Below are 26860 nucleotides of genomic sequence, written 5' to 3' on the forward strand. Positions count from 1 at the left end.
GGCTGGTGGAGCAGCCGGTGCGCCGTTATCCGCTGAAGTGGTGGTGGGAGACGCTGCTGGCGGTGCTGGCGGTGGTGGGGTTGTGGCTCGGCATCGACGCCTTGCACCACCAGTTACGGGGCAAGTTGTTCCTGGGTGTGGATGCTGATCCTGTGCCGATCAGTGAGCGGGTCCATGCCCTCAATCCCCTGATCCCCGGCACCGGCATCACCAGCGATTGCACGGTCGCCAGTGGCAAGCCCTACAACGCCACCACCCGGCCGAATTTCGACAAGTGCAACCGGCCCGGCCTCCCCGGTGCCCGGGAGATTTTCCTGCTGGGCGATTCCCACGCCCAGCACCTGCTGCCGATGCTGGACGCCGTGACCGCCCGCACCGGCCAGCGCCTCACCTTCGCCGCTATGGGCGCCTGCCTGATCGATCCGAAGCTCACGGTCACCTGGCAGCGGGGCCGCTACGAATCCTGTCGCCAGTTCTCCGCCGGGGAGATGGATCGCTCCTTGCAGCGTCTCAAGCCCGGTGACATCGTCCTGGTGTCGGGCTTCCTGCACAACTACCTGGCCAGCAACGACATCGAGGGACGGGGCTACGGGGCCCCCACCTACCTGGGCGAGCGCCGCCTGCGCATCGCCGAGGTGCGCCGCGCCCATGTCGCCGGCCTGCGGGCCTACGCCGAGCGGCTGGCGGCCCGGGGCCTGCAGCTGGTGCTGGTGGTCGACAACCCGTCCCTGGCGAGGGAGCCGGTGGCTTGCCAGGATCCGGCCGGCAGCAGTTGCGCCGGCGATGCCGCCACCACGGCCCGGATGCGGGCGACCCTACGGACCCTGCTGGCTGAAGTGGCTGCAGGTTTGCCCAACGTGCATGTGTTTGACCCCACCCCCTACCTGGTCGGTCCCGATGGCCGGGTGGTCTACCGCCGGCCCGATGGCACGCCGCTCTACGCCGATTCCCATCACCTGAGCGTGTCGGGAAGCCGATCACTGGCAGCCCCGTTCGAACGGTTCCTGCAACAGCAGGGCCTCACCAGCCCGCGGCCCACCGCCTCCCCCTCCCCATGACCCTGCAACCCCCCACTGGGTCCTCCCCCCACTGGCGCTTCACCGATCCGGCCAGCGGCGATTCGCTCACGGTCGTCCCCGAGCGCGGCGGGCTGGTCACCGGCTGGTGCTGTGGCGGAGCTGAGATCCTCTACTTCGATGCGGAGCGCTTCGCAGACCCCGCCAAGTCGGTGCGGGGCGGTATCCCCGTGCTCTTCCCCATCTGCGGCAACCTGCCGGGTGATGTGCTCACCCTGCCCCAGGGGGCGTTCCCGCTGGCCCAGCATGGCTTCGCCCGCGACTTGCCCTGGACGATCGCCCTACGGGAGGACGGTGATGGGGTGCTATTGCAGCTCCGGGACGGCCCGGAGAGCCGCCCCCATTTCCCGTTCGCCTTCGCCCTGGAGCTGGAGCTGCGGCTGCAGTCCTCGGCCCTGGCGATCACGGCCCGGATCACCAACCGGGGAGAGGCCGGCACAGCGGCCCTTCCCTTCAGCCTTGGCCTGCACCCTTACATCGCCGTCGCCGATCTGGCCCGCGTGCGGCTCGAGGGCCTGCCGGAGAGTTGCATCGACCACCTCAGCATGGCTCCGGCCGCCACCGTGGATCAGCTGTCCCGGCTGGAGCAGGGGGTGGACTTCCTCTGCAGTGGCCAGGGCCCGGTGCGGCTGGTGGATCCAGCGGGGGGTCGGGTGGTGACGCTGCATCCCGCGGCGCCGATGGATCTGGTGGTGGTGTGGAGTGACCCGCCCCGGCCGATGCTCTGCCTGGAGCCCTGGAGCGGGCCGCGGGGAGCCCTGAGCACGGGGGAGCGGCGCCTGCTGGTGCCCGCCGGGGAGTCCCTGGAGCTGGGTTGCCGCTACAGCGTCGAAACGCTCTGAGCAACGCCGGGCAGCCGCCCCGGCGCCAGCTGCCCGGACGGATCGAAGCGGCGCTTGATCGCTTCGATCAGCGGCCGGGAGGGGGCATCCAGCCAAGCCGGCAGGCCGGCTCGTCGGGGCTGGCGCAGCACGGTGAGATGGCCGCCCAGCTCCGTGCAGAGGCTGCGCAGCGCCATCACCTGGCCTGAGGTCACAGCGGCCTGGTGGGGTCCCTCTGGGCCTGTCCAGGCCAGGCCGAGGCCGCTGCCGGCCGCCATGTCCACGGCCAGCCCGGCCAGGGCCGGGGCCTGCATCAGGGTCTCAAGCCGGTCGGGGCTGACGCCGAGCCGCAGCAGCCAGGCTGGAGCGGTGGCCGCCGTGCTGGGCGTGACGGCGCCTCCCCGGGCCAGGGCCAGCCAGGTCGCGGTGGTGCTGGCGTCCAGCACCCGGGCCTGCAGGCTGCTGCGCTCCTGCAAACAACGCACCTGCTCTTCCAGGGTGGACGCATCAACGCTGGCCAGGCCGATCAGCAGCAGGGGTTCCGGCGCCAGGCCGGCAGCGGCGGCCAGGCTGCCGTTCCACCAGTCGATCCGCTCCGGGCTGAGGCTGGAGCCCAGCAACCAGCGGCTGAGGCTGGCCAGATCCCCGGCCTCGCCCTGGAAGCAGACACTGCGGCGCAGGGGCGGCTGGGGCAGGGTGCGCAGGGTCAGTTCGGTGATCAGGCCCAGGGAGCCCCAGCTGCCGGTGAACAGCCGCATCAGGTCGTAACCGGCCACGTTCTTCACCACCTTGCCACCGGCCCTGGCGGTCACCCCATCGGCCCGCATCAGCTCAAGGCCGATCAACTGGTCCCGCACCCCCAGGTAACGCTGGCGGTAGCCGCCCGCCAGGCCCCTGGCCACCAGACCACCGATGCTGCCGGCGGCGGCGCCATCGGCGTCCCCCCAGGGGGCATCCACGGACAACCACTGCCCATGGTGCCCAAGGGTCTGCTGCACCTCCACCAGTGGTGTGCCGGCGGCCACGGTGATGGTGAAGTCGCCGGGGTTGAACTCCCGCACCCCTCGCAGGGCGGCGCAGCTGAGCACCGTGCAGGAAGCCTGGACGGGCGGACCCCAGTCGAGGCGGCTGCCCAGGCCCGCCGGCAGCCAGGCCGAACCCTGCCGGTGCAGGTCGCGCACCAGCTCCTGCAGCTCACTGGGCTCAGGTCGCATCACGGCACGATGGTGCCATGGCGCAGGCGACCGTCGATTCCGGGCCCGATCTCAAGATCGTCGTCATCGACGACGACCCCACCGGCTCCCAGACCGTGCACGGCTGTCCGCTGCTGCTGCGCTGGGACGCCGAGACCCTGGCCGCCGGCCTGGCCCACCCGTCGCCGCTGCTGTTCCTCCTGGCCAACACCCGGGCCCTGGCGCCGGCGGCGGCGGCCGAGCGGGTGCGCAAGATCTGCCGCGCCCTGCGGCCCGCCCTGGAGAAGGCGGTGGCCTGCGGCCGCATCGCTGGCTGGCTGGTGGTGAGCCGGGGCGATTCCACCCTGCGGGGCCACTTCCCGCTGGAGGTGGACGTGATCAACGAGGAGCTGGGCCCCTTCGATGCCACCCTGCTGGTGCCGGCCTTCCTGGAGGGGGGGCGCATCACCGTGGATGGGGTGCATCGGCTCCACGGCCAGCCTGTGCATGAGAGCCCGTTCGCCCAGGACGGACTGTTTGCCTACACCACCAGCCATCTGCCGGACTGGGTGGAGGAGAAAAGTGGTGGCCGCATCCCGGCCACCGCCGTGGACCGCATCGGCTGGCGGGAGCTGGACGTGGGTGGCGTCCCCCTGCTGCGCCACCTGGCACGCCTGGAGGGCAATGGGTGCGTCGCGGTGGATGGGGCCTCCGCCCCGCAGCTGGCGACCCTGGCCGCTGCGGTGCGCACCCTGGTGGCCTCCGGCGACGCCACGCTCGATGCAAGGCCTCGCCGCTTCCTGTTCCAGAGCGCCGCCAGCCTGATCCAGGCCCTGGCGGGCTTGCCCCCCCAGCCACTGGCGGCGGCGGCCCTGGCGGCCCTGCGCCGCCGCCGCGGTGAGCGGCCCCTGCCGGGGCTGGTGCTGGTGGGCTCCCATGTGCCCCTGGCCGACCGCCAGCTGGAGCACTTACTGGCGGAACCCGGTTGCGTCGGGGTGGAACTGGAGGTGGCCAAGGTCCAGCGGTTGCTGGAGGGTCCAGAGCCCGTGCGGTTGCTGGCTTCGTTGGAGCTGGCCTGGGGGCAGCGGCTGGCGGACGTGCTGGCCGGCGGCCACACGCCGGTGCTGTTCACCAGCCGTGGCGAGGCCCGCTGTCGCCACGGCCAGGAGCGCCGGGTGCTGGGCCTGGCCCTGGCGGGGGTGATGGCGCGGCTGGCGGCGGCCGTCGCCCCTGATCTGGGCTATCTGATCAGCAAGGGGGGGATCACCACCCACACCCTGCTGGCCGATGGGCTGGCCCTGGAGCAGGTGGAGCTCCAGGGCCAGCTGCTGCCAGGACTCTCCCTGGTGCTGGCCGCCCCAGACACCGATCAGGAGCCCCTGCCCGTGCTCACCTTCCCCGGCAACCTGGGCGATGACGGCACCCTGCGGCAGGCGTGGCGATGGATGGAGACTCAGGCCGGGCCGCCGTAGCTGCGATCCAGCAGTTCGATCGGATGGAGCACCGGCAGCGGCCGCCCCTGCCCCTCCATGGCCTGGCGGATCTGGAGCGTGCAGCCGATGTTGGCGCTCACCGCCAGTTCGGCGCCGGTGCCGCTCAGATCCGCGGCCTTGATCCGGCCCAGCTCGGCGGCTTCCTCCGGCTGGACGAGGTTGTAGATGCCGGCGCTGCCGCAGCAGACGCCGGCTTCGGTGGCTTCGCGGATCCGCACATGGGGGATCCGGCCCAGCAGGCGACGGGGCTGGGCCGCCAGGCCTTGGCCGTGCAACTGGTGGCAGGCATCGTGGTAGGCCAACTCCAGGGGGTGCTCCGCACTGGCGGCCGTGCCGTCGTTGTGCTGGAGCGGCCGCAACGCCGCCTGGAAGCTGTCGCTGAGCCCGACCTCATCGAGGAATTCCTGGATGTCGGCCACCGTGCCCAGCAGGGGATGGCGGCTGCCGAGGATCTCCCCGTAGGACTTCATGGTGTGGCCGCAGCCCGAGGCCGCCACCAGCAGGGCATCGAGGGGTTCGGGCCCCGCCGCCCGTCCCGGGCCGATCACCGCCTCGAAGCTGGCCACCAGGGCGGTCGCCAGCGCCCGGGTCTGGGGCAGTTCCCCCTGGTGGTGGGTCATGGCGCCGCAGCAGCCCTGGTCGGGGGGGATCACCACCTCAATGCCATTGGCGGCCAGCACCCGGATGGCGGCGGCGTTCACCCCTGGCTCAAAGACGCGCTGGACACAGCCGAGCACCAGCCCGACCCGGCGCCGGCGGGGCCCCTGGGCCGGCACCAGCACGGGCCAGTCGTCGCGGAAGGACTGCATCGGCAGTGGCGGCAGGAGCTTCTCCATCGCCGCGACCTGGGGCCCGAACAGCCGGGTGAGGCCGCTGCGGCGTGCCAGGGCCTGCAGGGGTGTGCCGGCGTAGGCCCGCAGGGGTGCCAGCAGGGCCCGCAGCCGCTGGGGGTAGGGGAGCAGGGCGAAGATCAGCCGCCGGAACGCCCGCTGCGCGGGGCTGCGCAGCTCGGGCGCGTTCAGCTGCGGCCGCATGGTCTCGATCAACTGGTCGTAGCGCACGCCCGCCGGGCAGGCGGTGACGCAGGCGAAGCAGCCCAGGCAGCTGTCGAAATGCTTCGCCACCGTGGCATCCAGCACCAGCTCCCCGGCGTCGATCGCCTTTAGGGCATGGATCCGTCCCCGGGGGGAGTCCATTTCGGTGGCCAGCACCCGGTAGCTGGCGCAGGTGGGCAGGCAGAAGCCGCAGTGGACGCACGGGTCGGCGGCGATGAACGGAAGGCTCATGCGATCCATTGTGGGCGCTCGCTCAGGCCCTTTGGCCCTGTCCCCTCACCCCCCGAAGTGGCGCACCACCGCTTCGGCGAAGCCCGAGCAGCTCACGGACTCGGCTCGGGGCTCCATCAGCCGGGCCAGGTCGTAGGTGACCTCCTTGTTGGCGATGGCGGCGCTGATCCCCTGGGTGATCAGATCGGCGGCTTCCTGCCAGCCCATGTACTCGAGCATCATCACGCCGGAGAGGATCACCGATCCCGGGTTGATGCGGTCGAGGCCGGCATGTTTGGGAGCGGTGCCGTGGGTGGCCTCGAAGATCGCCGCGTTATCCCCGATGTTGGCTCCCGGCGCCATGCCCAGACCGCCCACCACCGCGGCGGCCGCATCGGAGATGTAGTCGCCGTTGAGGTTGAGGGTGCAGAGCACCGAATACTCCTGGGGCCGGGTCTGGATCTGCTGGAAGATGCTGTCGGCGATGCGGTCGTCGACCATCACCATCGACTTCCATTGGCCGCCGCCGTGGCTGCTGCCGATGGCGTCGAGCACGCCCTTCACCTCCGCGTCCACGGCCGCCTTCTTCTCGGGGGTGAGGCTGTCGTAACCGGGCTCGATCAGCCGGGCGTTGTCCTCGATGCTGAGGCCCGGCTTCTCCTCCAGGTTCCCCAGGATCCAGCTCTCCCGTTCGGTGATGCACTGGTCACGGAATTCCGTGGTGGCCACCTCGTAGCCCCAGTCGCGGAAGGCCCCTTCGGTGAACTTCATGATGTTGCCCTTGTGCACCAGGGTCACGTGGCGCTTGGCGCCCTCCAGGCCCAGGGCGTGCCGGATGGCCTTGCGCACGTGGCGCTGGGTGCCGGCCTTGCTCACTGGCTTGATGCCGATGCCGGCCCCCTCGGGGATGCGGCGCTTGCCCAGCTTGCCGTTGGCGGGGATCACCGTGTCGTTGAGGTGGGCGATCAGCTCGATGCAGACAGGATCGCTGGCCTCCCATTCGATCCCCATGTAGATGTCTTCGGTGTTCTCCCGATAGACCACCACGTCCAGGTCCTGGGGCCGCTTGTGGGGGCTGGGGGTGCCGTCGTAGTAGCGGCAGGGCCGCACGCAGCAGTACAGATCGAAGATCTGGCGCAGGGCCACGTTGAGGGAGCGGATGCCGCCGCCGATCGGGGTGGTGAGGGGGCCCTTGATCGCCACCCCGAACTCCTCGATCGCCGTCAGGGTGTCCTGGGGGAGGTACTGGTAGGTGCCATACAGCTCGCAGGCCTCATCGCCGGCATAGACCTTGAACCACTCGATGCGGCGTTCACCGCCGTAGGCCTTGGCCACAGCCGCGTCCAGCACCCGCTGGGTGGCCGGCCAGATGTCCACGCCGGTGCCATCGCCGCGGATGAAGGGAATGATCGGGTCGTTGGGAACGATCGGCTGGCCGCCCTCAAACCGGATCGCCGTGCCGTTGGCCGGGACGGTGAGCTTCTCGTATGTGGCCATTGAGTCGGCACGGAACGCACCGTTGAGCCTAGGTTTCGGACACATTGGCTTTCTGCTCAGGGGAAACGGCATGAATGCGGCCGACCAGGCCCGATCGGTGGAACTGGCTGCCGCCATCGCCGCGGTGGTGGGTCATTTCCGGCTGCATTTCCCCGCCGCCCGGGCCAATCTCACCCCCTGGCGCGACGATCCCCTCACCCGTGCCTTCGATGAGCGGGAAACCCTTGATCTCTCGCTCCACTTCCCCGGCTGGAGTCCCCGCCTGCAGTGCCGCTCCCTGCTCGTGCAGCTGCGGCTGGAGCGGGCTCCAGCCGGATCAGGCGAACGGCCGCGGCTGCTGGGCGTGCTGATCCGGGGCCTCACCTATGAATCGGAGCGTTGGCGCCTGGCCACGGTCGGAGACTGGCAGCCTTCGGGGTCCCATCTCCCTTCGGTGGAGGTGGTGTCCTCGCTCCAGCAGATCTGCCGTGAGCTGTTCGATCTCTTCGGTGATGTGGCGGACCGAGGGACGCGGGCCGCGTAATCCTTCGCAACCTTGCCGCCTCGCCCGGAAGGCCCCACCTACTTTGGATCCTCTGCCCGCGCAGCCTTTCGATCCCATGCCCGTCGCCCTTGCTTCCCAACTCCGTGAGGGAACGAAGAAAGCCCACACGATGGCCGAGAACACCGGTTTCGTGAGCTGTTTCCTCAAGGGAGTCGTCGACAAGGCCAGCTACCGCACCCTGGTGGCCGACCTGTGGTTCGTCTACAGCGCCATGGAAGAGGAGATCGGCAAGCTGGTCGACCACCCGGTCGTCGGTCCGATCGCCTCACCGGCCCTGAATCGCCGCGAGTCCCTCGAGGCCGATCTCACCTTCTACTTCGGTGGCGACTGGCGCCAGCAGATCCGCGCCACCCCCGGGGCGCAGGAGTACGTGGCCCGCCTTCACCAGGTGGCGCGGGAGTGCCCCGAGCTGCTGGTCGGCCACCACTACACCCGCTACATCGGCGACCTCTCCGGCGGCCAGATCCTCAAGAACATCGCCCAGAAGGCGATGAATCTGGGTGAGCACGATGGCCTGCGCTTTTACGAATTCGACGCCATCGATGACGAGAAGGCCTTCAAAGCCACCTACCGGATCACCCTCGACAGCCTGCCCATCGATCAGGCCATGGCCGACCGGATCGTGGCCGAGGCCAACGAGGCCTTCCACTGCAACATGAAGATGTTCCAGGAGCTGGAGGGCAATCTGGTGGCCGCGATCGGCAAGGTGCTGTTCGGCTTCCTCACCCGCCGTTCCCGCACCGGCAGCACCGAGGCCGTGCCCGCCTAGGTTTCCCAGGCCTTCGGCGGCCGCCGCCACCCCGATCCGCGTGCGCCCGATCCGTTTCCTGCTCCCCGGCACCACCGGCCGCTTCCGTTGTGGCGGTTTGCTGGTGGAGCTGCAGACGGCCCGGCTGACGGCCCAGCTGGCGCCCACCGAGGTGGTCACCTACCGGCAGCGGGAGGCCGACCACCCGTTCCTGGATGATCTGCTGGCCCGGGAGCAGGCGCCCGGCGAGGCCCTCTGGATCGTCAGCTGGGGGTTCGATGTGCCCCGTCTGCTGCGTCGCCTGCGGGGCAGGCCGGTGGCCTATCACGCCCACAGCAGCGGCTACGGGTTCTCTCTGCCCCCCGGCGTACCGGTGTTGGCCGTCAGCCGCAACACCCTCGGCTACTGGGGCGACCGGGCTCCCCGCAACCCCCTGTTCCTGGTGCCGAACGCGCTGCAGCCCCAGTGGCTGGAGCGGGGCAACCGGGCGGCGCCCGTGGGCTGCGGCCGGCCCATCGATGTCCTGGTGCAGCAGCGCAAGAGCAGCCACTACCTCCTGGCGCAGCTGGTGCCGGCCCTGCGCCGGCGCGGGTTGCGGGTGGAGGTCCAGAGCGGCTGGGTGGACGATCTGGTGGATCTGTTCAACAGCGCGGCCGTCGTCCTCTACGACTCCGCCGACTACTGGCGCGGTCGGGGGGTGAGCGAGGGTTTCGGCCTGCCGCCCCTGGAGGCGATGGCCTGCGGCTGTGTGGTGTTCAGCAGCCTCAACCATGCCCTGGCCGACAGCCTCGATCCGGGGGTGGTGGGTCACCAGATCGGCTGCGGCAGCCTGGAGCACGATCTGGAGAGGATCCAGGCGGCGGTGGCCGACCCTCAGGCCTGGCTGCCGCCGCCGGCCCGGCTCGCCAGCCTGCTGGAGGCCTGCAGCGAGCCGCTGCTCCAGGAACGCTGGCATTCGGCCCTGGAGGCCATCGACGCCCACTGGAGCCACCTGCTGCTGGAGGGGGCCTCGCCGCTGCGTTCGCCCCCCCTGCTGGCTCTGCGGATCGACCAGTGGCGGCGACGGTTTTGGACCTTGTGGCGATCACTGAATTGACTGGCTGGCGTCGGGGCGGGCTTTCTGGCGGCACGGGTACGCTTTCCGCAAAAGTCTGACCAGATGTTTCGCAAAAGCCAAACCTTCAGGAGTTTGGTGCGACTTCTGGCCCAGTTGCCGGCGCACCGCAAGCGCGCGCTGATCCGTCTGATCCCCCTGGCGATCCTTGCCGGTATCGCCGATCTGGTGGTGGTGGCCCTGGTGGCCCGTCTGTTCACGGTGGTCGTCGGCGGGGAAAATCGTCCTTCGATCCCCTGGGAAGGCCTGGTTCCGGAAGATCCACGCGTCAAGGTGGTGGTCCTGGTGGTGGCCTTTGTGGCGGCTGCCTGGTTCTCCTCACTTTCGAAGCTTCTGCTGCGGGCCTTCCAGTTGCGGCTCAAGGCATCAATCTGGCGCGACCTGTCTGACATGGCTCAGCGCAAGTTGATTGCCCAGCCCTATGTCTATTTTCTGGGTGAATCGAAGTCAGATATCTCCGCCAAGGTGCTGATCAATGTGTCGCGTGTTGCGGACATTGTCGTGTTGCCGCTGTTGCAGTTGGCCAGTGGGGTGTTCGTGATCGCCCTGCTCTCCGCCGGCATGCTGATCGTCGGCAAGTTGCTAGCCGTTGTGTTGATCGTGGGTCTGCTGGCTGGTTACCTGCTGATCTCCACCGCTATTACCCCTTTCCTGCGTTTTGCAGCCCGGCAGAGGATCCTGCTGGAGGTCCGCACGAACACGATACTTTCTGAGTCGATGCGCACCATCCTGGATGTGCAGCTCACCGGCTCGGAGCCCTATTTCGAGCGCCACTACCAGGAGGCAGGTCGCGAAACCATCCCGTTCATCTGGAAGGCTGACGTCCTGCCTGAGACCCCCCGCGCTCTGATCGAACCCCTCGGGATCACGATGATCTTCGCGGCAGGCATGTTGCCCCTGCTGTCCAATCCGGATCCCGGTGCGCTGCTGAAGATCATTCCGTTCCTGGCCACCGTGGCGGTCACGTCGCTGAAACTGACGCCACCCCTTCAAGATAGTTTCAGGGCCATCACTTCCCTGCGTGCGGGCCTGCCTGACCTGGAGGAGACCCTGAAGTTGATTGAGTTGCCGGAAAGCCGGCTCACCATCCGCTCCGAGGGGGTCCCCTCCCCGGATGGGGTGATGCCGAAGCGAGCGATCCGCCTCAGTAATGTCAGTTACCGCTATCCCGGCTCCGACGTCAATGTCCTCCATGACATTTCGATGTCGATCCCGGTGGGTTCCCGCGTGGCCTTCGTCGGTGCCACCGGCAGCGGCAAGACAACAACGGCCAACCAGCTGCTCTGTCTGTTGCGACCCAGCTCCGGCAGTCTCAAGCTGGATGGCATTGAAGTGGTGGATTCCGACGTGCCGGCTTGGCAGGCGAACTGCGCCTATGTGCCCCAGGCGATCAATCTCTTGAATGGCAATATCATCGAGAACATCGCCTTTGCCGAGGAGGTCGATGAGGTCGATCAGATGCGGGTCTGGGAGGCCCTCCAGGCCGCCCAGCTGGCCGATATCGTCGCCGAACTTCCCCTGGGCCTGTTCACACCGATCGGCGATAACGGCATCCGGCTGTCCGGGGGGCAGCGGCAACGATTGGCCCTGGCACGCGCTTTTTACCGCAATTCCAAGTTCCTGGTGTTGGATGAAGCCACCAGTGCGCTCGACAACCGCACCGAATCCGAGGTGATGGATGCCATTGAGGTGATTGGACGTCGCTGTACCTTGGTGGTAATTGCCCATCGGCTCTCCACCGTGATGCGCTCTGATTGCATCTTTGAATTCGAAGGCGGTCGGATCAAGGCTTCCGGCACCTTCGACCAACTGCGGCAACGCTCCGATACCTTCAACGATCTGGCCTCTTTTGAGCGGCGGCTGTCCAGTCCGCTTGGCTGAACGTTATGGCCTTCATTGGATGGCTGTTGACCAAGCATTTAGGAATCAATGACGATCGTTAGTTCTACGGATTGCTCTTGCATCTGATGAGGTCAGCACGTTGATCAGGTGCGGCTGCTAACGTCAAAAATGAAACCTCTGCGCCGGAGCCTGTGAGTTTTCTGGCCGGTCTGAACGAGGCCCAGCGGCGGGCGGTCGATCACCACACCGGCCCGCTGCTGGTGGTGGCCGGGGCCGGCAGCGGCAAGACCCGGGCCCTGACCCACCGCATCGCCCATCTGATCGGGCACCACGGCGTCGATCCGGCCCAGGTGCTGGCGGTCACCTTCACCAACAAGGCCGCCCGGGAGATGAAGGAGCGCCTGGAGGTGCTGCTGGCCCAGCGGCTGGCCCAGAGCCAGTTCGGCCAGCCCTGGAGCACCCTGCCGGCCCGGGAGCAGAAGCAGCTGCGCAGCCGCATCTACCGGGAGGTGATCAAGGACCTCTGGATCGGCACCTTCCATGCCCTGTTCGCCCGGCTGCTCCGCTTCGACATCGACAAGTTCCGCGACCCCGAAGGACTCACCTGGACGCGTCAGTTCTCCATCTACGACGAGAGCGACGCCCAGAGCCTGGTCAAGGAGATCGTCACCCAGGAGATGCAGCTCGATCCCAAGCGCTTCGAGCCGAAGAAGGTGCGCTGGGCGATCAGCAGCGCCAAGAACCAGGGCTGGCTGCCGGAGCGGCTCGAGGAGGAGCACCCCGGCCCCCGCGGCAAGCACGAGGCCGAGGCCTACCGCCGCTACCGGCGCGCCCTGGCCGCCAACAACGCCCTTGATTTCGACGACCTGCTGCTGATGCCGGTGCAGCTGCTGCAGCAGAACGAGCAGATCCGCCACTACTGGCACCGCCGCTTCCGCCACGTGCTGGTGGACGAATACCAGGACACCAACCGCACCCAGTACGACCTGATCAAGCTGCTGGTGGCCAACGGCCATCCCCCCGAGCACTTCGACGACTGGGAGGGCCGCTCCGTGTTCGTGGTGGGCGACGCCGACCAGAGCATCTACAGCTTCCGGGCCGCCGACTTCACGATCCTGATGGGGTTCCAGAAGGAGTTCGGCGACGGCTCCCTCGACGGGGACACCGGCACGATGGTGAAGCTGGAGGAGAACTACCGCTCCACCGCCACGATCCTGGAGGCGGCCAACGCCCTGATCGCCAACAACAGCGAGCGCATCGACAAGGTGCTGCGCCCCACCCGCGGCGAGGGGGAGCCCATCAGCCTCACCCGCTGCGACGACGAGATCGCCGAGGCCGAGGCGGTGGTGCACCGGATGCGGATGCTGGAGGCGGCCCACCCCGAGCTGCGCTGGGGCGACATGGCTGTGCTCTATCGCACCAACGCCCAGTCCCGCGCCATGGAGGAGTCGCTGGTGCGCTGGGGTCTGCCCTACATCGTGGTCGGGGGCCTGCGCTTCTATGACCGGCGAGAGATCAAGGACGTGCTGGCCTACCTGCGCCTGCTGGTCAACCCAGCCGACACCGTCAGCCTGCTGCGGGTGCTGAACGTGCCCCGGCGGGGCATCGGCAAGACCACCATCGAGCGGCTCACCGATGCGGCCAACCAGCTGGGGCTGCCCCTGTGGGAGGTGGTGAGCGATCCGGAGGCCGTGCGCTCCCTCGCCGGCCGTTCCGCCCGGGGGGTGCTGCAGTTCCAGGAACTGATCTCCGACCTGAGCCGTCGCCTTCAGGACGCTCCCCCCTCCGAGCTGGTGCAGCGGGTGATGGAGCAGAGCGGCTACCTGGCCGAGCTGCTGGCCGAAGCCACCGATGAATCGGAGGAGCGGCGCCGCAACCTGCAGGAACTGGTCAATGCGGCTCTCCAGTACCAGGAGGAGAACGAGGAGGGCTCCCTGGAGGGGTTCCTGGCCTCCGCCGCCCTGGCCAGCGATGCCGACAGCAAGGACACCGAGGCCGACCGGGTCACGCTGATGACCCTGCATGCCAGCAAGGGGCTCGAGTTTCCGGTGGTCTTTCTGGTGGGGCTCGAGCAGGGCCTGTTCCCCAGCTACCGCTCCCTGGAGGACCCCGCCGCCCTCGAGGAGGAGCGTCGCCTTTGCTATGTGGGCATCACCCGCGCCAAGGAACGGCTGTTCCTCTCCCATGCCAGCGAACGGCGGCTCTGGGGCGGCATGCGGGAGCCGGCGGTGCCCTCGGTGTTCCTCTCCGAATTGCCCGAAGCACTGCTGCAGGGCGACATCCCCCGCAGCGGCGGCGCGGCCCTGCGGCGGGAGCAGCGGCTGGAGCGCCTCACCCGGGTCGACCGCGACGACAGCCAACGGGTCGCGGCCGGCGGGCCGGCCGGGGATCCTGCCAATGCGGTGCGGCGCCGCAGCGCGGCCCGCGCCTGGGCGGTGGGAGATCGGGTGCGGCACAGCAGCTTCGGCGAAGGCCATGTCACCCACCTGTTCGGCAGCGGTGAGAAGACCTCCATCGCCGTGAAGTTCGAAGGCATGGGCCCGAAGATCCTCGATCCGCGCCTGGCCCCCATCGAACCGGCATGACCCTGCCGCTGGTCACCGCCGTGGTGCCCACCCGCAACCGCCGCGAGACCACCCTGCGCTTCCTGGAGCGCATGGCCGCCCAGACCTACCGGGCCCTGCGCCTCGTGGTGGTGGATGCCAACTCCAGCGACGGCACCGTGGCGGTGATCCGTCAGCACCATCCGCAGGTGACGGTGGTGGCGGCCGGCGATCGGGATTTCTGGGCCGGTGCCACCAACCGGGGCGTCCGCCGGGCCCTGGCGGCCGGCACCGACTACGTCCTCACCATCAACGACGACGCGGTGGTGCCTGAGGATTATGTGGAGCGGATGGTGGCCCTGGCCCAGCGCCACGGCTGCGGGATCCTGGGCAGCCGCATCGATCTGCTGGCGGAGCCCGGGCGGATCTGGGCCCTGGGCACCCGCACCGACTGGGGCACGGATCGCTTCCTGCGCCTGTCCCATCACGGCGAGCTGGCCAGCCAGCTGGATCCGGCGATGGCGGCCGCCGAGGTGCTCGTGGCCGAGGCGATGCCGGGCAACGGGGTGCTGATCCGCCAGGAGGTCTTCCGCCGTGTGGGCCTGTATGACGCCTTCTGGCTTCCCCACTACCACGCCGATTCCGAGTGGGTGATGCGGGCGGTCCGTCGTGGCATTGACGCCAAGGTGACCCCGGCCATCGTGGTTCTCAACGACTTTGGCGAGGAGCAGAAGCGCTTACCCCTGGGCAGCCTGCGGGGCCTGATGTTCACCTTCTTCCATCCCAAGTCCCACCTCTATCTGCCGGCGGTGGCGGCGATTCTCTGGCGCTACTGCCCCCCCGCCCAGCGTTGGCCCACCCTGCGGGCCCTCGGCGGGCGTTTCCTCAGGATGAAACGGTGAAGGAGGTGCGGGGATGGAACAGGCCGGGGCGCCGCCGTAGCCGTCGCCAGCACCAGCGCAGATAATCCCCTACTCCCCACCAACGGCCCTGGGCACGGGCCGGGTCGGAGAGGCAGAAACTCACGGGCCGAAGCGCGTAGTAGAGCAGGTTCAGTCCCAGAGCCAGCGGCGTGGCGTGGCGGTGCAGGAAGTACAGCTTGCTGAAGGTGGCGTGCTGGTACTTGGCCCGTGGGGCCCGCTGAGTGATCGCCGAGACCTGATGCTCCACCAGCACGGCCTGGGTGACCCTCAGCCGATAGCCCAGCCGGTGGTGGCGCTCGGAGATGTCGGCGTCCTCGTAATCGAGAAAGTACTGGGGGTCGAATGCGGGGCAGTCCTGGAAGATCCCCAGGCGGAAAAGCATGCTGCAGCCGGAGATCCAGCGGGTGGGCCAGGTGCGGACCGGGGTGGGGCGGCAGTCATCGCCCGGGAAGCGATGGCCCAGCTGGCCGCTCCAGCGGTTGAAGCTGCCGTGGCTGAACCAGACGTCGCCCTGGGGGTCCCGAATCCGGGTGCCGAGCATGGCAATCTCGGTGTCGTCACGCAGGCACTGCCTCACATAGGCGATCGCGCCGGTATCGAGGCGGGCATCGGGATTGATCAGCCAGGCCAAGGCCCGACGGTCGGTCTGCCACACATGGCGGAGGCCCAGATTGCAGCCGCTGCCGAAGCCGAGGTTGGCGCCCGCTTCAATCAGCTGCACTGGCAGCGGTAGGGAGGCGGCCTCGAGCCATTGGCGCAGGCTTTGATCGGCAGGGGAGTTATTGACGATGATGAACCTCAGGGAGTCGCATTCCTCCCCGCTGGCCATGGTGTCCTCAACCAGGCCGCGAATCAACCCTCCACAGTGATAATTCACTGTGATGAAGTAGATGGTGGAGGCGCTGTCCGGTGAGCTCACCATCAACTGGTCTTCATGGCCCCGCGATGCAGGCCGTCATCATTCATAGGTGGAGGGATAGATGAAGGTGCCTGTGATCCCCTTGACGGCGGCTTCACGCAGCCGGTTGTCATAGCTGAGGGGTACGCCTCGGCTGTACATGAGATTCCTGAACTCATCAACCAGACTCCCGACCTGAGCGCTTTCCCCGTCTCCAAGGGACTGGCGGACCACTTCGCGGAACAGGCTGATGGCCTGGGCCATGGTGTAACTGCCGGCAGTGCAGAGATCATGCTTCACGAATGGGCAGTGAAGATAGACCGGGTAGAGGAAAGCGGCGAGGTGGCTCGGGTTCCCGTTTTCGATCAGGTCGGCGACGCTGTAAAGCTGAGCTCCTGTGAGTTTCTCGTGATGATCACTGAGCAGCATCAGTTGCTGCAGGGAATAGCCGATCTTGCGTCGCTGGGAGGTGCGCGCCGGGGAAGGCATGAGCCTGAGGACTTCTTCGGCGGGCACACCACCTTCGTCGCGAAAGTAGTTCTCGAGCGCTTCCTGGAGCTTATCGCTCGTGTAGAGGGTTTCAACGGCGGAAAAGCGCCGATAAACAGTTTGGGAGAGTGCAATCTCTCCATTGTAGATGCAATGGCCGCGGTGGGAGAGGGGCCTGTATTCCTTCCAGAACTGCAGAAACCATCTGGAGCGGAAAATCTCTGGCTTGAGAACCTGAAAATAGGATTGGTAGTGGGTCTGGATCTGATGGCTGATGTGGCTGAACAATGCCTGTTTCCCTGAGCTGGCGAAGGCATTCAGAGAAGAAACGAGAGCCTGAGCGTTGCGGCCCGGGATGAACTGCATCGAGTCATTGGCAATGCAGAGCAACTGGCAGCGCTCCAGATGACCTTCGCCATGAAGCAGTAGCACCCCATCCCGGAAGCCACCGAAATCACGGCCGATGTTGCGCCGATCAAACACGCGCCAGCACAGATCATCCAGGAGGGCGACATCCTCAGGGTCGGTGTGATCGTTGTTGATGTAAACAACCGCAAAGCCCGCCGCTTTGAGCGTCTCGATGTAAGCCCTGTTGGAGTTCGTCAGCCTTCTGGCGTAGGCAATGAACAGAGCGATTCTCTCCGGGGTGCCGCTGGATGGGCCGGAGCTTCCAGCGCTCCGCGCGTCGGTTTGACGACCGATGGGCTGGAGGCGCTTTTGGGGGGTGCTTCGCACGCCATCCGGACCGATCCAATAATCGATCTGGGCCTGAAGATAGTTGCCAAGGATGAAGGTCTTGATCTTGATCTTCTTCCACAGACCCAGGGGGGCCTTGAGGACCTTCTTGAAGCTGTCAGTCATTCGATGCGACCCTTGCGGCGTGGGCCTGATTCCCCAGGCTCCGGCTCAGGTGGTGGGCATCAATCATTGAGCATCAGGGCTGCAAGGTCAGAGCTGCAAAATCAGTGCTGCAAGGTCAGCATGATTCCCCTATCGCCATCAGGCGCGATGCCGATCGGCCGAGTGTACCGTGCGCCTTCTGGACACCGTTCCATGGGCCTGCCGCGATGACGGTCTGCGTGATCGACCCCCAGGATCTCAGCCTGCCTCCCCGTCTGCTGGCCGCGTTCCATCGGTCGAGCGACTGCGCGGTGCTGGCGGTTGTGGGTGGCGCCGTGCGGGATCTGATGCTGCATCGGGTGCACCTCGATCCCCTCCGGGGCCTTCCCGACCTCGACCTTGTGGTGGAGCTCGCTCCGCAGGCTGACGTGGCTGATCCGCAGCCCGCGGCCCATCGTCTGGCCGAGACGCTGCTGCGGGAGGCCCCTGCCGCGGCGGTGGGCTACTGCCAGTTCCATCCCGCCTTCGGCACCGTCGAACTGGAGCTCGACGGGATCCGGCTGGATCTGGCCTCGGCCCGCAGCGAGATCTACCCGGCTCCTGGGGAGAACCCCGTCGTCTCCTACGGCTCCCTGGAGGATGATCTCGCCCGCAGGGACTTCAGCATCAATGCCATGGCCTTGGTGTTCGCTGTCCCCGGGCCGGGCTTGCGCCTGCTGGATCCCCACGGTGGTGGCGGCGATCTGGCCCGGCGGCAGTTGCGTCTTCTGCATGACCGAAGCCTGGAAGACGACCCCACCCGGATCGTGCGGGCCGCCCGCTACGCCGCCCGGCTGGGGTTCACCCTGGCGCCTGCCAGCCTGGATCAGCTGCACTCCACCCTGGCCCGCTGGCCTTGGGGGACGCTCGATTCCGCTGCGGAGGCAGGCCGGATGCCCCCCGCGCTGGGCACCCGCCTGCGGATGGAGCTGGAATTGCTGCTGGATCGGGAACCCTGGGAAGAGGCCCTGACCTGCCTGCAGTCCTGGGGTGCCCTGGTGCTGGTGGATCCGGCCCTGCAGGCCGACGTCACCTGGCGCCGCCGCCTGCGCTGGGCTCGGCGCAGCGGCTTGCCGCTTCTGGCGGCCCTGCTGGCCGTCGGCGAGACGGCCTCAGCCGTGGCGATGCGGCTGCAGTTGCCCCACGGGCAGCAGCGGCTGCTGGCGCAGCTGGCTCTGCTGCGCCAGGCCTGGCGCCACTGCGAGTCCCCGCCCTGCACGGCGCTGGCCTGGAGCACCTTTCTGGAGCAGCCGGGCTGGTCCCCCGAGGCCGTCGCCCTGGCGCTGGTGAGCGGAGTGCTCCCCCGGCGCCCCCTGCTGCGCTGGTGGTGCCGCTGGCGCCATCTGGCCTCACCGGTGGCGGCGGCCGACCTGATCGCCGCTGGCCTGAAGCCCGGACCGGCCCTCGGGGAGCGCCTGCGCCAACTGCGGGGTGAGCGATTGCAACTGGAGCGGCTCTGAACGGTTGCAGCGGGTGGGCAAAGGTCCCCTAGGGTCTCGAGCCAGCGGCTCCCCCTGTGCCGAATGCCTGCGTTGACCGTTCCCTTGACTCCGCTGCTGCTGGCCATCGCGGCGCCGCTGCTGTGGGGATGGCGCTGGCGGCGACCCACCTGGCAGATCCTTGTTCTGGGCGTGGGCTCCTGGGGTGCCATCGGCTGGCTGTCCCTGCTGCCGGGGGGACCAGGCCTGCGGCAGGCCTATGGGCTGATGGTGGGCCTGGACGTGCTCCTGGTGGCGGCGGCGTTGGTTGTCCGGCCGCGCCGTTGGCGCGAGCGGCTGGCGGATCGGGCCCTGCGGCGGCCGCTGCTGGCGGTCCTGGCGCCTGCCCTTGTGTGCGCGGTGGCCCTGGGCTGGCGCGGGGTGATTCTGGAATTTCCCTCCGATGGGTTCGTCTACTACGCCACCTATTTCGGCAGCGATCTGCTCGAGACGGTGCAACTCGATCCGTTCCGCTACAGCGCACCAGCCAACTGGTTCTTCACGGCGGCCAGCTTCCTGTTCGGATTTCCAGAAGCACTTGAGCCGTGGCGGGCCAGTCTGCTGGCGGCACTGAACACCTTTCTGGTGCTGCTCGCCAGCTGCCAGCTCAGCCTGCGGCTCACCGGCAAGGTGGCCCTCTGCTGGCTCACGGCTTTGCTGTTTCTGCTGGGCATGGGGCACCAGAACTTTTCCTTTTTCCATCAGATTGCCCTTAACGGCACCCTCCCGGGACTGGCCCTGGTGATGGCTGGCGCCACACCGCTTTTGGGGTTACTGCAGAGGCCTGGTTGGCCGGGGACGCGCCGGGTGGGGCAGGCGACGGCCGTGCTGCTGGTTTCCGGGTACTTCGCCTATCACGCCCATGGCGTCACGGCCTTTCTCACGGTCAATCTGTTGATCGTGGCCTGCGCCGCCAGCCTGGTGCTCTGGCCCTCACGGCAGCGCCGAGTGATCGGAGTCGTTGGGGCCGGTTTACTGCTCCTGGCCCTCAACCGGCTGCCCTGGCACCCAAAGCTTGCGTCGTTCTACGCCTGGCCGGAGGCCATGCGCTTCGTTCACGACTACCGGCTTCTGGGCCATCGCTTCTTCTATTTCTGGCCCAGCCTGCCGGTGGCCACCTGGGAGCCGGTCTTTCTGGTCGCCCTGGGGTTTTCGGGGGTGTGCCTCGGCCTTTGGCGGAGCTGGCGGCAACCCCCCGGCGCGGTGCTGGCCCTGGCCCTTTTGGCGCCGCTGGTGCTGCTGGAGTGGTGGGCCCCCTTCGTCAGCGATCTGGTCTTCAAGCTGATCGAGCCGGACAGCGCCTACCGGCTGGTCTGGACCTGCCTGTTCTGGATCAGCATTCCCGCGATGGCCTGGGCTCTTGACCGAAGGTGGAGGCTGAGCATGCAAGGGGCGCCCTCGTGGATGCGCCGAGGCTTGGTCGCCACCATCGCAGGCCTGATCGCCGTGCTGGCGTTCCCGCTGGATGTGGGGGGCCGACCCAATGTCTTTGTTTCCAAGGTGCCCCATCTGCTCACCCCCCTGGAGGAGGTGCGGCCGGCGGACGGCGCCACGATCGAACCGATCCTCAGACCTTTGGATGAGCTGTGTGATCGCGATCCGTTGTTGAAGGGCCGGGCGCTGTTGAGCGATCCCTACGTTGGTGCTGTGGTGGGCAAACGCCAGTGCCTGGCTCCTGTGGCGGCCAGGGACATCACCAAGCTGGCGGCGTCCACGGTGGAGTCGGGGCAGTATCCGGGCCTGCGTCGTGCCCTGGGTTCGTCCGCCGCTCTGGGAGCCTGGCTGGATCGGAACCGTGTTGATCTGGTCGTGCTGCGCGAGGCCTATGTGCCGTATGACAGCAGGATCGGCCGGGCCAGCAACCACTGGCAGCCGAATCTGGTCAGCAGCTACGCCGATCTTTCGCTCAACAGCCTCACCACGGCCCAGCTGCAACGGGTGGGTTTTCGGCTGGTCCGGCGCGAGCATGGGATGAGGATCTACCTCAGGACCCGTGCTGCGTCCCGATGAGTTCAGGTGTGTGCTGCGGCTTGTTGGTGCTGTAGCCCTGGGGATTGGCGCTCTGCCAGGCCCAGCCATCGCGGCAGATCTCCGCCAGGGAGCGCCGGGTCCGCCAGCCCATGCGACGTTCCGCCTGGCTGGGATCGGCCACACTCACGGCGGAATCACCAGGCCGGCGTTCCACCACGGTGTAAGGCAGCGTCAGGCCGTTGGTGGTTTCGAAGGTCCGCAACAGCTCGAGCACCGAATGGCCCTGGCCGCTGCCCAGGTTGAGGGTGAGCAGCTGGGGCGGTTCCGCCTGGAGCACGTCAAGGGCCCGGCCATGGCCTTCGGCCAGGTCCATCACGTGCAGGTAGTCCCGGACGCCGGTGCCATCGCCTGTGGGCCAGTCGCCGCCGAACACCTCCAGGTGCTGCCGGCGCCCACTCGCCACCTGACAAAGGAAAGGAAACAGATTGTTGGGCCGGCCGTTGGGGTCTTCGCCGATGCGTCCGCTGGGGTGGGCGCCCACGGGATTGAAGTAACGCAGCAGGGCGATGCGCCACCCCGGGGCGCTGGCAGCCACGTCCGTGAGCATCCTCTCGACGGCGGCCTTGGTGTAGCCGTAGGGATTGATCGGTTGCAGGGGGGCTGTCTCGGGGATCGGCACCGTGTCAGTGGTGCCGTAAAGGGTGGCGCTGCTGCTGAAGACGAGCGTCTGGCAACCATGGCGGCCCATCGCCTCCAGCAACCTCACCGTGCCGGTGACGTTCACGTCCCAGTAGCGCAGCGGCTGGGCCATCGATTCGCCCACGGCCTTGAGGCCGGCGAAGTGGAGCACGGCGCTGATGCCTCCGCCAAGGTCCGCGGCTTCGAAGGCTCGATCGAGATCCGTAGAAGAGCGCACATCACCCCGGAACAGGGTGAGACGGCTGCCCCCAGGCTCCGCCCCTGACCAGCGTTCCGCCGAGGTCTGTCGCCAGGGCCCAAGTCCCGCCAATTCGGCCACGCGGCCCAGAGCTTCGGCACTGCCGTTGCTGAAGTCGTCGATCACGACCACCTGATGGCCGGATTCCAGCAGGGCCAGGCAGGTGTGGCTGCCGATGAATCCGGCTCCTCCCGTGAGCAGGACCTTGGTCAAGGAACGGCCCCCCTCAGGCTGTCGAACACAACTTACCTGTCCTTAACCTTCCCACCCGTCGGGTTTCTCCCAGCCCAACACCAGTCCACAGCCAAAGCCTGGCGATGGAAGTAGTGTCCCCGCAGCATTGTCATCCCCTATGGATCCGGCCCCTTCGCCGATTCGCACCATCTGTTGCATCGGCGCGGGCTATGTGGGGGGGCCCACGATGGCGGTGATCGCCGATCGATGCCCGGGGATTCAGGTCACCGTGGTCGATCTCAATGCCGAGCGGATCGCGGCCTGGAACGATCCGGATCTGGGGTGCCTGCCGGTGTACGAACCCGGGCTGGACGCGGTGGTGGGCAGGGCCAGGGGGCGCAACCTCCACTTCACCACCGAGGTGGATGCGGCCATTGCCGCCGCCGACATGGTGTTCCTCTCGGTGAACACCCCCACCAAGACCAGGGGTGTGGGCGCCGGGCAGGCCAGCGACCTCCGCTGGATCGAGGTATCGGCCCGCCAGGTGGCCGCCTCCGCCAGGGGCCACACGATCGTGGTGGAGAAAAGCACCCTGCCGGTGCGCACCGCCGAGACCGTGAAGGCGATCCTGGGGGCCGCCCAGCAGAACCGCCCGGAGGGCGATCGCAGGCAAGCCAAGACCTTCGCCGTCCTCTCCAATCCCGAGTTCCTGGCCGAGGGCACGGCGATCGGCGATCTCGAGGCCCCCGACCGGGTGCTGATCGGCGGTGAGGATCCTGCGGCGATCGAATCCCTGGCCGGGATCTACGCCACCTGGGTGCCCCAGGAGCGGATCCTGCGGACCAACCTCTGGAGCAGCGAGCTCTCCAAGCTCACGGCCAACGCCTTCCTGGCCCAGAGGATCTCCTCGATCAACAGCATCGCCGCCCTGTGCGAAGCCACCGGGGCGGATGTTCGCGAGGTGGGGCGCGCGATCGGCACCGATTCCAGGATCGGAGCGAAGTTCCTGCAGGCCGGGCCCGGATTTGGTGGCAGCTGCTTCCAGAAGGACATCCTGAACCTGGTTTATCTCTGCCGCCACTACGGTCTCGACGAGGAGGCGGGCTACTGGGAGCAGGTGGTGACGCTGAACACCTGGCAGCAGGACCGCATCGCCCGGATGGTGGTGCAACGGTTGTTCGGCACGGTCACCGGCAAGCGGCTGGCGTTGCTTGGGTTTGCCTTCAAGGCGGACACCAACGACACCCGGGAGGCCCCCGCCATCCGCATCTGCCAGAACCTGATCGAGGAGGGGGCCCGGTTGGTGATCGTGGATCCCAAGGTGTCGCCCGCCCAGATCGGCGCTGACCTGGGCCAGCCCCCCTCAGATGCCGATGGCGGCTGGCAGGCCGCGTCTTCGCCCCTGGAGGCAGCCACCGGCGCCGACGCCGTGCTGATCCTCACCGAGTGGCGCGACTACGCCAGCCTCGACTGGGGTGCCATCGCGGCGGTGATGCGTCGCCCGGCCTGGCTGTTTGACGCCAGGGCCATTGCCGATGCCGCCGCCGCCCGCACGGCGGGGCTTAACGTCTGGCGGGTGGGTGAGGGCTGAGTGACACGCCGCAATCTGATCACCGGCGGGGCCGGTTTCCTTGGCTCCCACCTGGTCGACCGGCTCATGGAGGCCGGGGAGGAGGTGATTTGCCTCGACAACTTCTACACCGGCCGCAAAGACAACATCCGCCACTGGTTGGGCCACCCCAACTTCGAACTGATTCGCCACGACGTCACCGAGCCGATCCGGCTGGAAGTCGACCGGATCTGGCATCTCGCTTGCCCGGCCTCGCCGGTGCACTATCAGTCGAATCCGATCAAGACGGCCAAGACCAGCTTCCTGGGTACCTACAACATGCTCGGGCTGGCGCGCCGTGTCGGGGCCCGGTTGCTGCTGGCCAGCACCAGTGAGGTGTATGGCGATCCGGAGGTGCACCCCCAGCCCGAGAGCTACCGGGGTTGCGTCAACACCATCGGCATCCGCTCCTGCTACGACGAAGGCAAGCGCATCGCCGAGACACTCTGTTTCGATTACCAGCGCATGCACGGAACCGAAATCCGTGTCATGCGCATCTTCAACACCTACGGCCCCCGCATGCTCCCCGACGACGGCCGGGTGGTGAGCAACTTCATCGTCCAGGCCTTGCAGGGTCATTCCCTCACCCTCTATGGCGACGGCAGCCAGACCCGTTCCTTCTGCTACGTGGATGATCTGATTGAGGGCATGATCCGGCTGATGAACGGCGATCACACCGGCCCGATCAACATCGGCAATCCCGGTGAGTTCACCATCCGCCAGTTGGCCGAACGGGTGCGGGACAGAATTCAGCCCGGTCTGGAGCTCACCACCCAGCCGTTGCCCCAGGACGATCCCTTGCAGCGTCAGCCCGTGATCGATCTGGCCCGGGACCTGCTGGGCTGGGAGCCGAAGGTGAGCCTGGACGAGGGACTGGAGCCCACCATCTCCTATTTCCGGGAACGCTTGCGGGACGGTCGTTGACGGCGAAGGCACCGATCCTCGTCACCGGGGTTGCCGGCTTCATCGGAGGGGCTGTGGCCGAGTCGCTCCTGGTCCGTGGCGATCGGGTGATCGGGCTCGACAATCTCAACGCCTATTACGACCCGGCCCTGAAGCGGGCGCGACTGGAGCGGCTTGAGGCTCTGGCCCCACCAGGGGCCTTCCGCTTCCACCAGCTCGACCTGGTGGACGCTGAAGGGGTCGCGGCCCTGTTCGCCGCCGAGCGGCCCGCCCGGGTCTTGCATCTGGCCGCCCAGGCCGGTGTGCGCCACTCGATCGACAACCCATCGCTTTACATCCAGAGCAACCTGGTGGGCTTTGCCACGATCCTCGAGGCCTGCCGCCATGGGGCCGTGGATCACCTGGTGTACGCATCGAGCAGTTCGATTTACGGCGGCAACCGCCACATGCCTTTCTGTGAGCAGGATCCGGTCAACCATCCGGTCAGCCTGTACGCGGCTACCAAGAAGGCCAACGAGCTGATGGCCCACACCTACAGCCATCTCTATGGGCTGCCGGCCACCGGGCTGCGCTTCTTCACCGTTTACGGCCCCTGGGGGCGGCCCGACATGGCGCCGATGCTGTTTGCCAAGGCGATCCTGGCCGGCGACCCGATCCGGGTGTTCAATCACGGCCGCATGGAAAGGGATTTCACTTACATCGATGACATTGTCGAAGGGGTGATCCGCTGCCTCGACAAGCCCGCCACGGCGGATCCTGACTTCGATCCGCTGCATCCCAACCCGGCCACGGCTGCCGCCCCGCACCGGATCTTCAACATCGGCAATGCCCAGCCGGTGCCCCTGCTGCAGTTCATCGCCCTGCTGGAGCGGGCCCTCGGACGCCCCGCGATCATGGATCTGCAGCCCATGCAGCCAGGCGACGTCCCGGCCACCGCGGCCGACACCACGGCCCTGGCGGCCTGGGTGGGGTTCCGCCCTTCCACCCCGATCGAGGCGGGGATCGAGCGTTTCGCCGCCTGGTTCAAGCAGTTCCACGGCGGCTGAGCCGACCCCTTCGGGCACAATGAATCGCTGCCGATCCGCACCGTCTTGAAACCGCTCCAGAGCCTGCGGGGCATGGTCGACCTGCTGCCCGGTCAGACCCCCTTCTGGCAGCGGATCGAAGCCACCGCCCGGGACCACTTCCGGCGGGCCGCTGTTGAGGAGATCCGCACGCCGCTGCTGGAGGTGACCGAGCTGTTCGCCCGGGGCATCGGTGAGGCCACGGACGTGGTCGGCAAGGAGATGTACAGCTTCGAGGATCGGGGCGAGCGCCACTGCACCCTGCGGCCGGAGGGCACCGCCTCGGTGGTGCGGGCCGCCATCCAGCATGGCCTGGTGGCCCAGGGGCCCCAGCGGCTCTGGTACGGCGGCCCGATGTTCCGCTACGAGCGGCCCCAGGCCGGCCGCCAGAGGCAGTTTCACCAGATCGGTCTGGAGTTTCTCGGTCACGCCGATCCGCGCAGCGATGTGGAGGCCATCGCCATCGCCTGGGATCTGCTGATGGATCTTGGGGTGGGAGGTCTGTCGTTGGAGCTCAACTCCCTGGGCAGTTCCGACGACCGCCTGCGCTACCGCAGCGATCTGGTGGCCTGGCTGGAGGCCCATCGCCAGGATCTGGATCCCGACTCCCAGCAGCGCATCAGCACCAACCCCCTGCGGGTGCTCGATTCCAAGAACCCCCAGACCCAGGCCTTGCTGGCCGGGGCCCCCACCCTGGCCAACGCCCTCGGTGACGAGAGCCGTGAGCGCTTCCTGCGGGTGCGGCAGGGCCTCGAGGCCCTCGCCATCCCCTTCCGGCTCAATCCCCGCCTGGTGCGCGGCCTCGACTACTACGGCCATACCGCCTTCGAGATCACCAGCAGCCAGCTGGGGGCCCAGGCCACCGTCTGCGGCGGCGGTCGCTACGACGGCCTGGTGGAGCAGCTGGGCGGTCCCCCCACGCCTGCCGTCGGTTGGGCCCTGGGCATGGAGCGGCTGGTGCTGCTGCTCAGCCAGGCCCTGCAGGACGAGGGAGCAGAACAGCGGCCAGTCGCGACGCCCGACTTGTACGTGGTGAGCCGGGGGGTGGCGGGCGAGGCCTATGCCATGCGGTTGGCCCGCCACTGTCGCCATCGGCCCGGGGAGCCGCTGGCCGTTCAGGTGGATCTCTCGGGCGCAGGCTTTGACAAACAGCTGAAGCGGGCCCGCCGCAGTGGGGCCCGCTGGGCGCTGCTGCTGGGGGATGAGGAGGCGGCCAATGGCAGCGTGCGGCTGATGCCCCTGGTGGCCCGGCCAGCCGAGGTTGGGGCAGGACAGACGGATCGCCACATGAGCGAGACAGACTTCCTGGCGCTCAGCCTCGATCAGCTCAACACCTGAGGGGAGACCGGCGCGAGAATAGGGCGCCATAAAAAAAGGACGCTCCTGTTACTTGGAGCGTCCAACAATCTGATGATTCTCG

21 protein-coding genes are annotated in these 26860 nt (G+C 67.7%); 15 read left to right on the top strand and 6 right to left on the bottom strand.

Annotated features, from left to right (window positions below; translation table 11 throughout):
• Both KUG43_RS06865 and KUG43_RS06870 read left to right on the top strand, forming a co-directional pair.
• Nucleotides 1-1058 (top strand): SGNH hydrolase domain-containing protein (locus tag KUG43_RS06865; RefSeq protein ID WP_286194498.1); only part of this gene is annotated, 1058 nt, incomplete at its 5' end.
• Nucleotides 1055-1918, top strand: coding sequence for an aldose epimerase family protein (locus KUG43_RS06870; RefSeq protein WP_216907459.1), 864 nt, complete (start codon nucleotides 1055-1057; stop codon nucleotides 1916-1918). The genes KUG43_RS06865 and KUG43_RS06870, both read left to right, overlap by 4 nt.
• Here the strand turns inward: KUG43_RS06870 and KUG43_RS06875 are convergent.
• Entirely contained in the window at nucleotides 1897-3111 is a 1215-nt protein-coding gene (locus KUG43_RS06875; protein ID WP_216907461.1) for an FAD-binding oxidoreductase, read from the bottom strand. The genes KUG43_RS06870 and KUG43_RS06875 overlap by 22 nt on opposite strands.
• A gap of 17 nt (nucleotides 3112-3128) precedes the next feature.
• Between KUG43_RS06875 and KUG43_RS06880 the strand changes: the two genes are divergently transcribed.
• Nucleotides 3129-4541: a four-carbon acid sugar kinase family protein gene (locus tag KUG43_RS06880; RefSeq protein ID WP_216907463.1), complete on the top strand. Its 1413-nt coding sequence runs from the start codon at nucleotides 3129-3131 to the stop codon at nucleotides 4539-4541.
• On the opposite strand, the gene KUG43_RS06885 is transcribed toward KUG43_RS06880, so the two are convergent.
• Complete coding sequence (locus tag KUG43_RS06885; protein ID WP_286194499.1) at nucleotides 4523-5848, bottom strand: (Fe-S)-binding protein; 1326 nt, start codon at nucleotides 5846-5848, stop codon at nucleotides 4523-4525. The two genes, KUG43_RS06880 and KUG43_RS06885, sit on opposite strands and share 19 nt — an antisense overlap.
• A gap of 45 nt (nucleotides 5849-5893) precedes the next feature.
• A complete protein-coding gene (locus tag KUG43_RS06890; RefSeq protein WP_216907467.1) occupies nucleotides 5894-7324 on the bottom strand; it encodes an NADP-dependent isocitrate dehydrogenase in 1431 nt (476 codons plus the stop codon).
• 70 nt (nucleotides 7325-7394) lie between these two features.
• Here KUG43_RS06890 and KUG43_RS06895 point away from each other — a divergent pair, with 70 nt between their 5' ends.
• From KUG43_RS06895 to KUG43_RS06920, 6 genes are all read left to right on the top strand, one after another.
• Nucleotides 7395-7847: a Tery_1686 family protein gene (locus KUG43_RS06895; RefSeq protein WP_216907469.1), complete on the top strand. Its 453-nt coding sequence runs from the start codon at nucleotides 7395-7397 to the stop codon at nucleotides 7845-7847.
• A gap of 76 nt (nucleotides 7848-7923) precedes the next feature.
• On the top strand, nucleotides 7924-8637 hold the full coding sequence (locus KUG43_RS06900; RefSeq protein ID WP_216907471.1) for a biliverdin-producing heme oxygenase: 714 nt from the start codon (nucleotides 7924-7926) through the stop codon (nucleotides 8635-8637).
• A 40-nt stretch (nucleotides 8638-8677) separates the two neighbouring features.
• Nucleotides 8678-9712, top strand: coding sequence for a glycosyltransferase (locus tag KUG43_RS06905; RefSeq protein WP_216907472.1), 1035 nt, complete (start codon nucleotides 8678-8680; stop codon nucleotides 9710-9712).
• Nucleotides 9713-9775: 63 nt separating this feature from the next.
• Nucleotides 9776-11611 (top strand): ABC transporter ATP-binding protein, encoded by a 1836-nt coding sequence (locus KUG43_RS06910; RefSeq protein WP_216907474.1) that lies wholly within the window; start codon nucleotides 9776-9778, stop codon nucleotides 11609-11611.
• Nucleotides 11612-11763: 152 nt separating this feature from the next.
• Entirely contained in the window at nucleotides 11764-14157 is a 2394-nt protein-coding gene (locus KUG43_RS06915; RefSeq protein ID WP_216907476.1) for a UvrD-helicase domain-containing protein, read from the top strand.
• Nucleotides 14154-15017, top strand: coding sequence for a glycosyltransferase family 2 protein (locus KUG43_RS06920; RefSeq protein WP_216907478.1), 864 nt, complete (start codon nucleotides 14154-14156; stop codon nucleotides 15015-15017). The genes KUG43_RS06915 and KUG43_RS06920 overlap by 4 nt, the downstream gene beginning before the upstream one ends.
• On the opposite strand, the gene KUG43_RS06925 is transcribed toward KUG43_RS06920, so the two are convergent.
• Nucleotides 15001-15960, bottom strand: coding sequence for a glycosyltransferase family protein (locus tag KUG43_RS06925; protein WP_216907480.1), 960 nt, complete (start codon nucleotides 15958-15960; stop codon nucleotides 15001-15003). The genes KUG43_RS06920 and KUG43_RS06925 overlap by 17 nt on opposite strands.
• A gap of 36 nt (nucleotides 15961-15996) precedes the next feature.
• Nucleotides 15997-17286: a rhamnan synthesis F family protein gene (locus KUG43_RS06930; RefSeq protein WP_216907482.1), complete on the bottom strand. Its 1290-nt coding sequence runs from the start codon at nucleotides 17284-17286 to the stop codon at nucleotides 15997-15999.
• 206 nt (nucleotides 17287-17492) lie between these two features.
• Between KUG43_RS06930 and KUG43_RS06935 the strand changes: the two genes are divergently transcribed.
• Together KUG43_RS06935 and KUG43_RS06940 are read left to right on the top strand one after the other, a co-directional pair.
• Nucleotides 17493-18764: a tRNA nucleotidyltransferase/poly(A) polymerase family protein gene (locus KUG43_RS06935; protein WP_216907484.1), complete on the top strand. Its 1272-nt coding sequence runs from the start codon at nucleotides 17493-17495 to the stop codon at nucleotides 18762-18764.
• Nucleotides 18765-18836: 72 nt separating this feature from the next.
• Nucleotides 18837-20792, top strand: a complete 1956-nt coding sequence (locus tag KUG43_RS06940) for a hypothetical protein (protein WP_216907486.1) — start codon at nucleotides 18837-18839, stop codon at nucleotides 20790-20792.
• On the opposite strand, the gene galE is transcribed toward KUG43_RS06940, so the two are convergent.
• Nucleotides 20767-21903 carry a UDP-glucose 4-epimerase GalE gene (gene galE, locus KUG43_RS06945; protein ID WP_216907488.1) on the bottom strand — a complete coding sequence of 379 codons (1137 nt, stop codon included), beginning with the start codon at nucleotides 21901-21903 and terminating at the stop codon, nucleotides 20767-20769. The two genes, KUG43_RS06940 and galE, sit on opposite strands and share 26 nt — an antisense overlap.
• A gap of 139 nt (nucleotides 21904-22042) precedes the next feature.
• On the opposite strand from galE, the gene KUG43_RS06950 reads away from it, so the two are divergent.
• The 4 genes from KUG43_RS06950 to hisS are packed head-to-tail and all read left to right on the top strand — an operon-like array spanning nucleotide 22043 to nucleotide 26778.
• Nucleotides 22043-23455 carry a nucleotide sugar dehydrogenase gene (locus KUG43_RS06950; RefSeq protein WP_216907490.1) on the top strand — a complete coding sequence of 471 codons (1413 nt, stop codon included), beginning with the start codon at nucleotides 22043-22045 and terminating at the stop codon, nucleotides 23453-23455.
• Nucleotides 23456-24397, top strand: a complete 942-nt coding sequence (locus KUG43_RS06955; protein ID WP_216907492.1) for a UDP-glucuronic acid decarboxylase family protein — start codon at nucleotides 23456-23458, stop codon at nucleotides 24395-24397.
• A complete protein-coding gene (locus KUG43_RS06960) occupies nucleotides 24394-25422 on the top strand; it encodes an NAD-dependent epimerase (RefSeq protein ID WP_286194500.1) in 1029 nt (342 codons plus the stop codon). The genes KUG43_RS06955 and KUG43_RS06960 overlap by 4 nt, the downstream gene beginning before the upstream one ends.
• A 45-nt stretch (nucleotides 25423-25467) precedes the next feature.
• Entirely contained in the window at nucleotides 25468-26778 is a 1311-nt protein-coding gene (gene hisS / locus KUG43_RS06965) for a histidine--tRNA ligase (protein WP_216907494.1), read from the top strand.
• Nucleotides 26779-26860: the final 82 nt, after the last annotated feature.

It is taken from the genome of Synechococcus sp. CCY 0621 (genome assembly GCF_019038465.1).
GTDB lineage: Bacteria > Cyanobacteriota > Cyanobacteriia > PCC-6307 > Cyanobiaceae > Cyanobium.

Excerpts from the sequence above, each read along its gene's own strand:
- KUG43_RS06880 (WP_216907463.1), top strand. The coding sequence starts at position 3,129 with ATGGCGCAGGCGACCGTCGATTCCGGGCCCGATCTCAAGATCGTCGTC.
- KUG43_RS06885 (WP_286194499.1), bottom strand. The coding sequence starts at position 5,848 with ATGAGCCTTCCGTTCATCGCCGCCGACCCGTGCGTCCACTGCGGCTTC.
- KUG43_RS06950 (WP_216907490.1), top strand. The coding sequence starts at position 22,043 with ATGGATCCGGCCCCTTCGCCGATTCGCACCATCTGTTGCATCGGCGCG.
- KUG43_RS06895 (WP_216907469.1), top strand. The coding sequence starts at position 7,395 with ATGAATGCGGCCGACCAGGCCCGATCGGTGGAACTGGCTGCCGCCATC.
- KUG43_RS06935 (WP_216907484.1), top strand. The coding sequence starts at position 17,493 with ATGACGGTCTGCGTGATCGACCCCCAGGATCTCAGCCTGCCTCCCCGT.
- KUG43_RS06870 (WP_216907459.1), top strand. The coding sequence starts at position 1,055 with ATGACCCTGCAACCCCCCACTGGGTCCTCCCCCCACTGGCGCTTCACC.
- KUG43_RS06890 (WP_216907467.1), bottom strand. The coding sequence starts at position 7,324 with ATGGCCACATACGAGAAGCTCACCGTCCCGGCCAACGGCACGGCGATC.
- KUG43_RS06930 (WP_216907482.1), bottom strand. The coding sequence starts at position 17,286 with ATGACTGACAGCTTCAAGAAGGTCCTCAAGGCCCCCCTGGGTCTGTGG.
- KUG43_RS06910 (WP_216907474.1), top strand. The coding sequence starts at position 9,776 with ATGTTTCGCAAAAGCCAAACCTTCAGGAGTTTGGTGCGACTTCTGGCC.
- KUG43_RS06920 (WP_216907478.1), top strand. The coding sequence starts at position 14,154 with ATGACCCTGCCGCTGGTCACCGCCGTGGTGCCCACCCGCAACCGCCGC.
- KUG43_RS06900 (WP_216907471.1), top strand. The coding sequence starts at position 7,924 with ATGCCCGTCGCCCTTGCTTCCCAACTCCGTGAGGGAACGAAGAAAGCC.
- KUG43_RS06875 (WP_216907461.1), bottom strand. The coding sequence starts at position 3,111 with ATGCGACCTGAGCCCAGTGAGCTGCAGGAGCTGGTGCGCGACCTGCAC.
- KUG43_RS06925 (WP_216907480.1), bottom strand. The coding sequence starts at position 15,960 with ATGGTGAGCTCACCGGACAGCGCCTCCACCATCTACTTCATCACAGTG.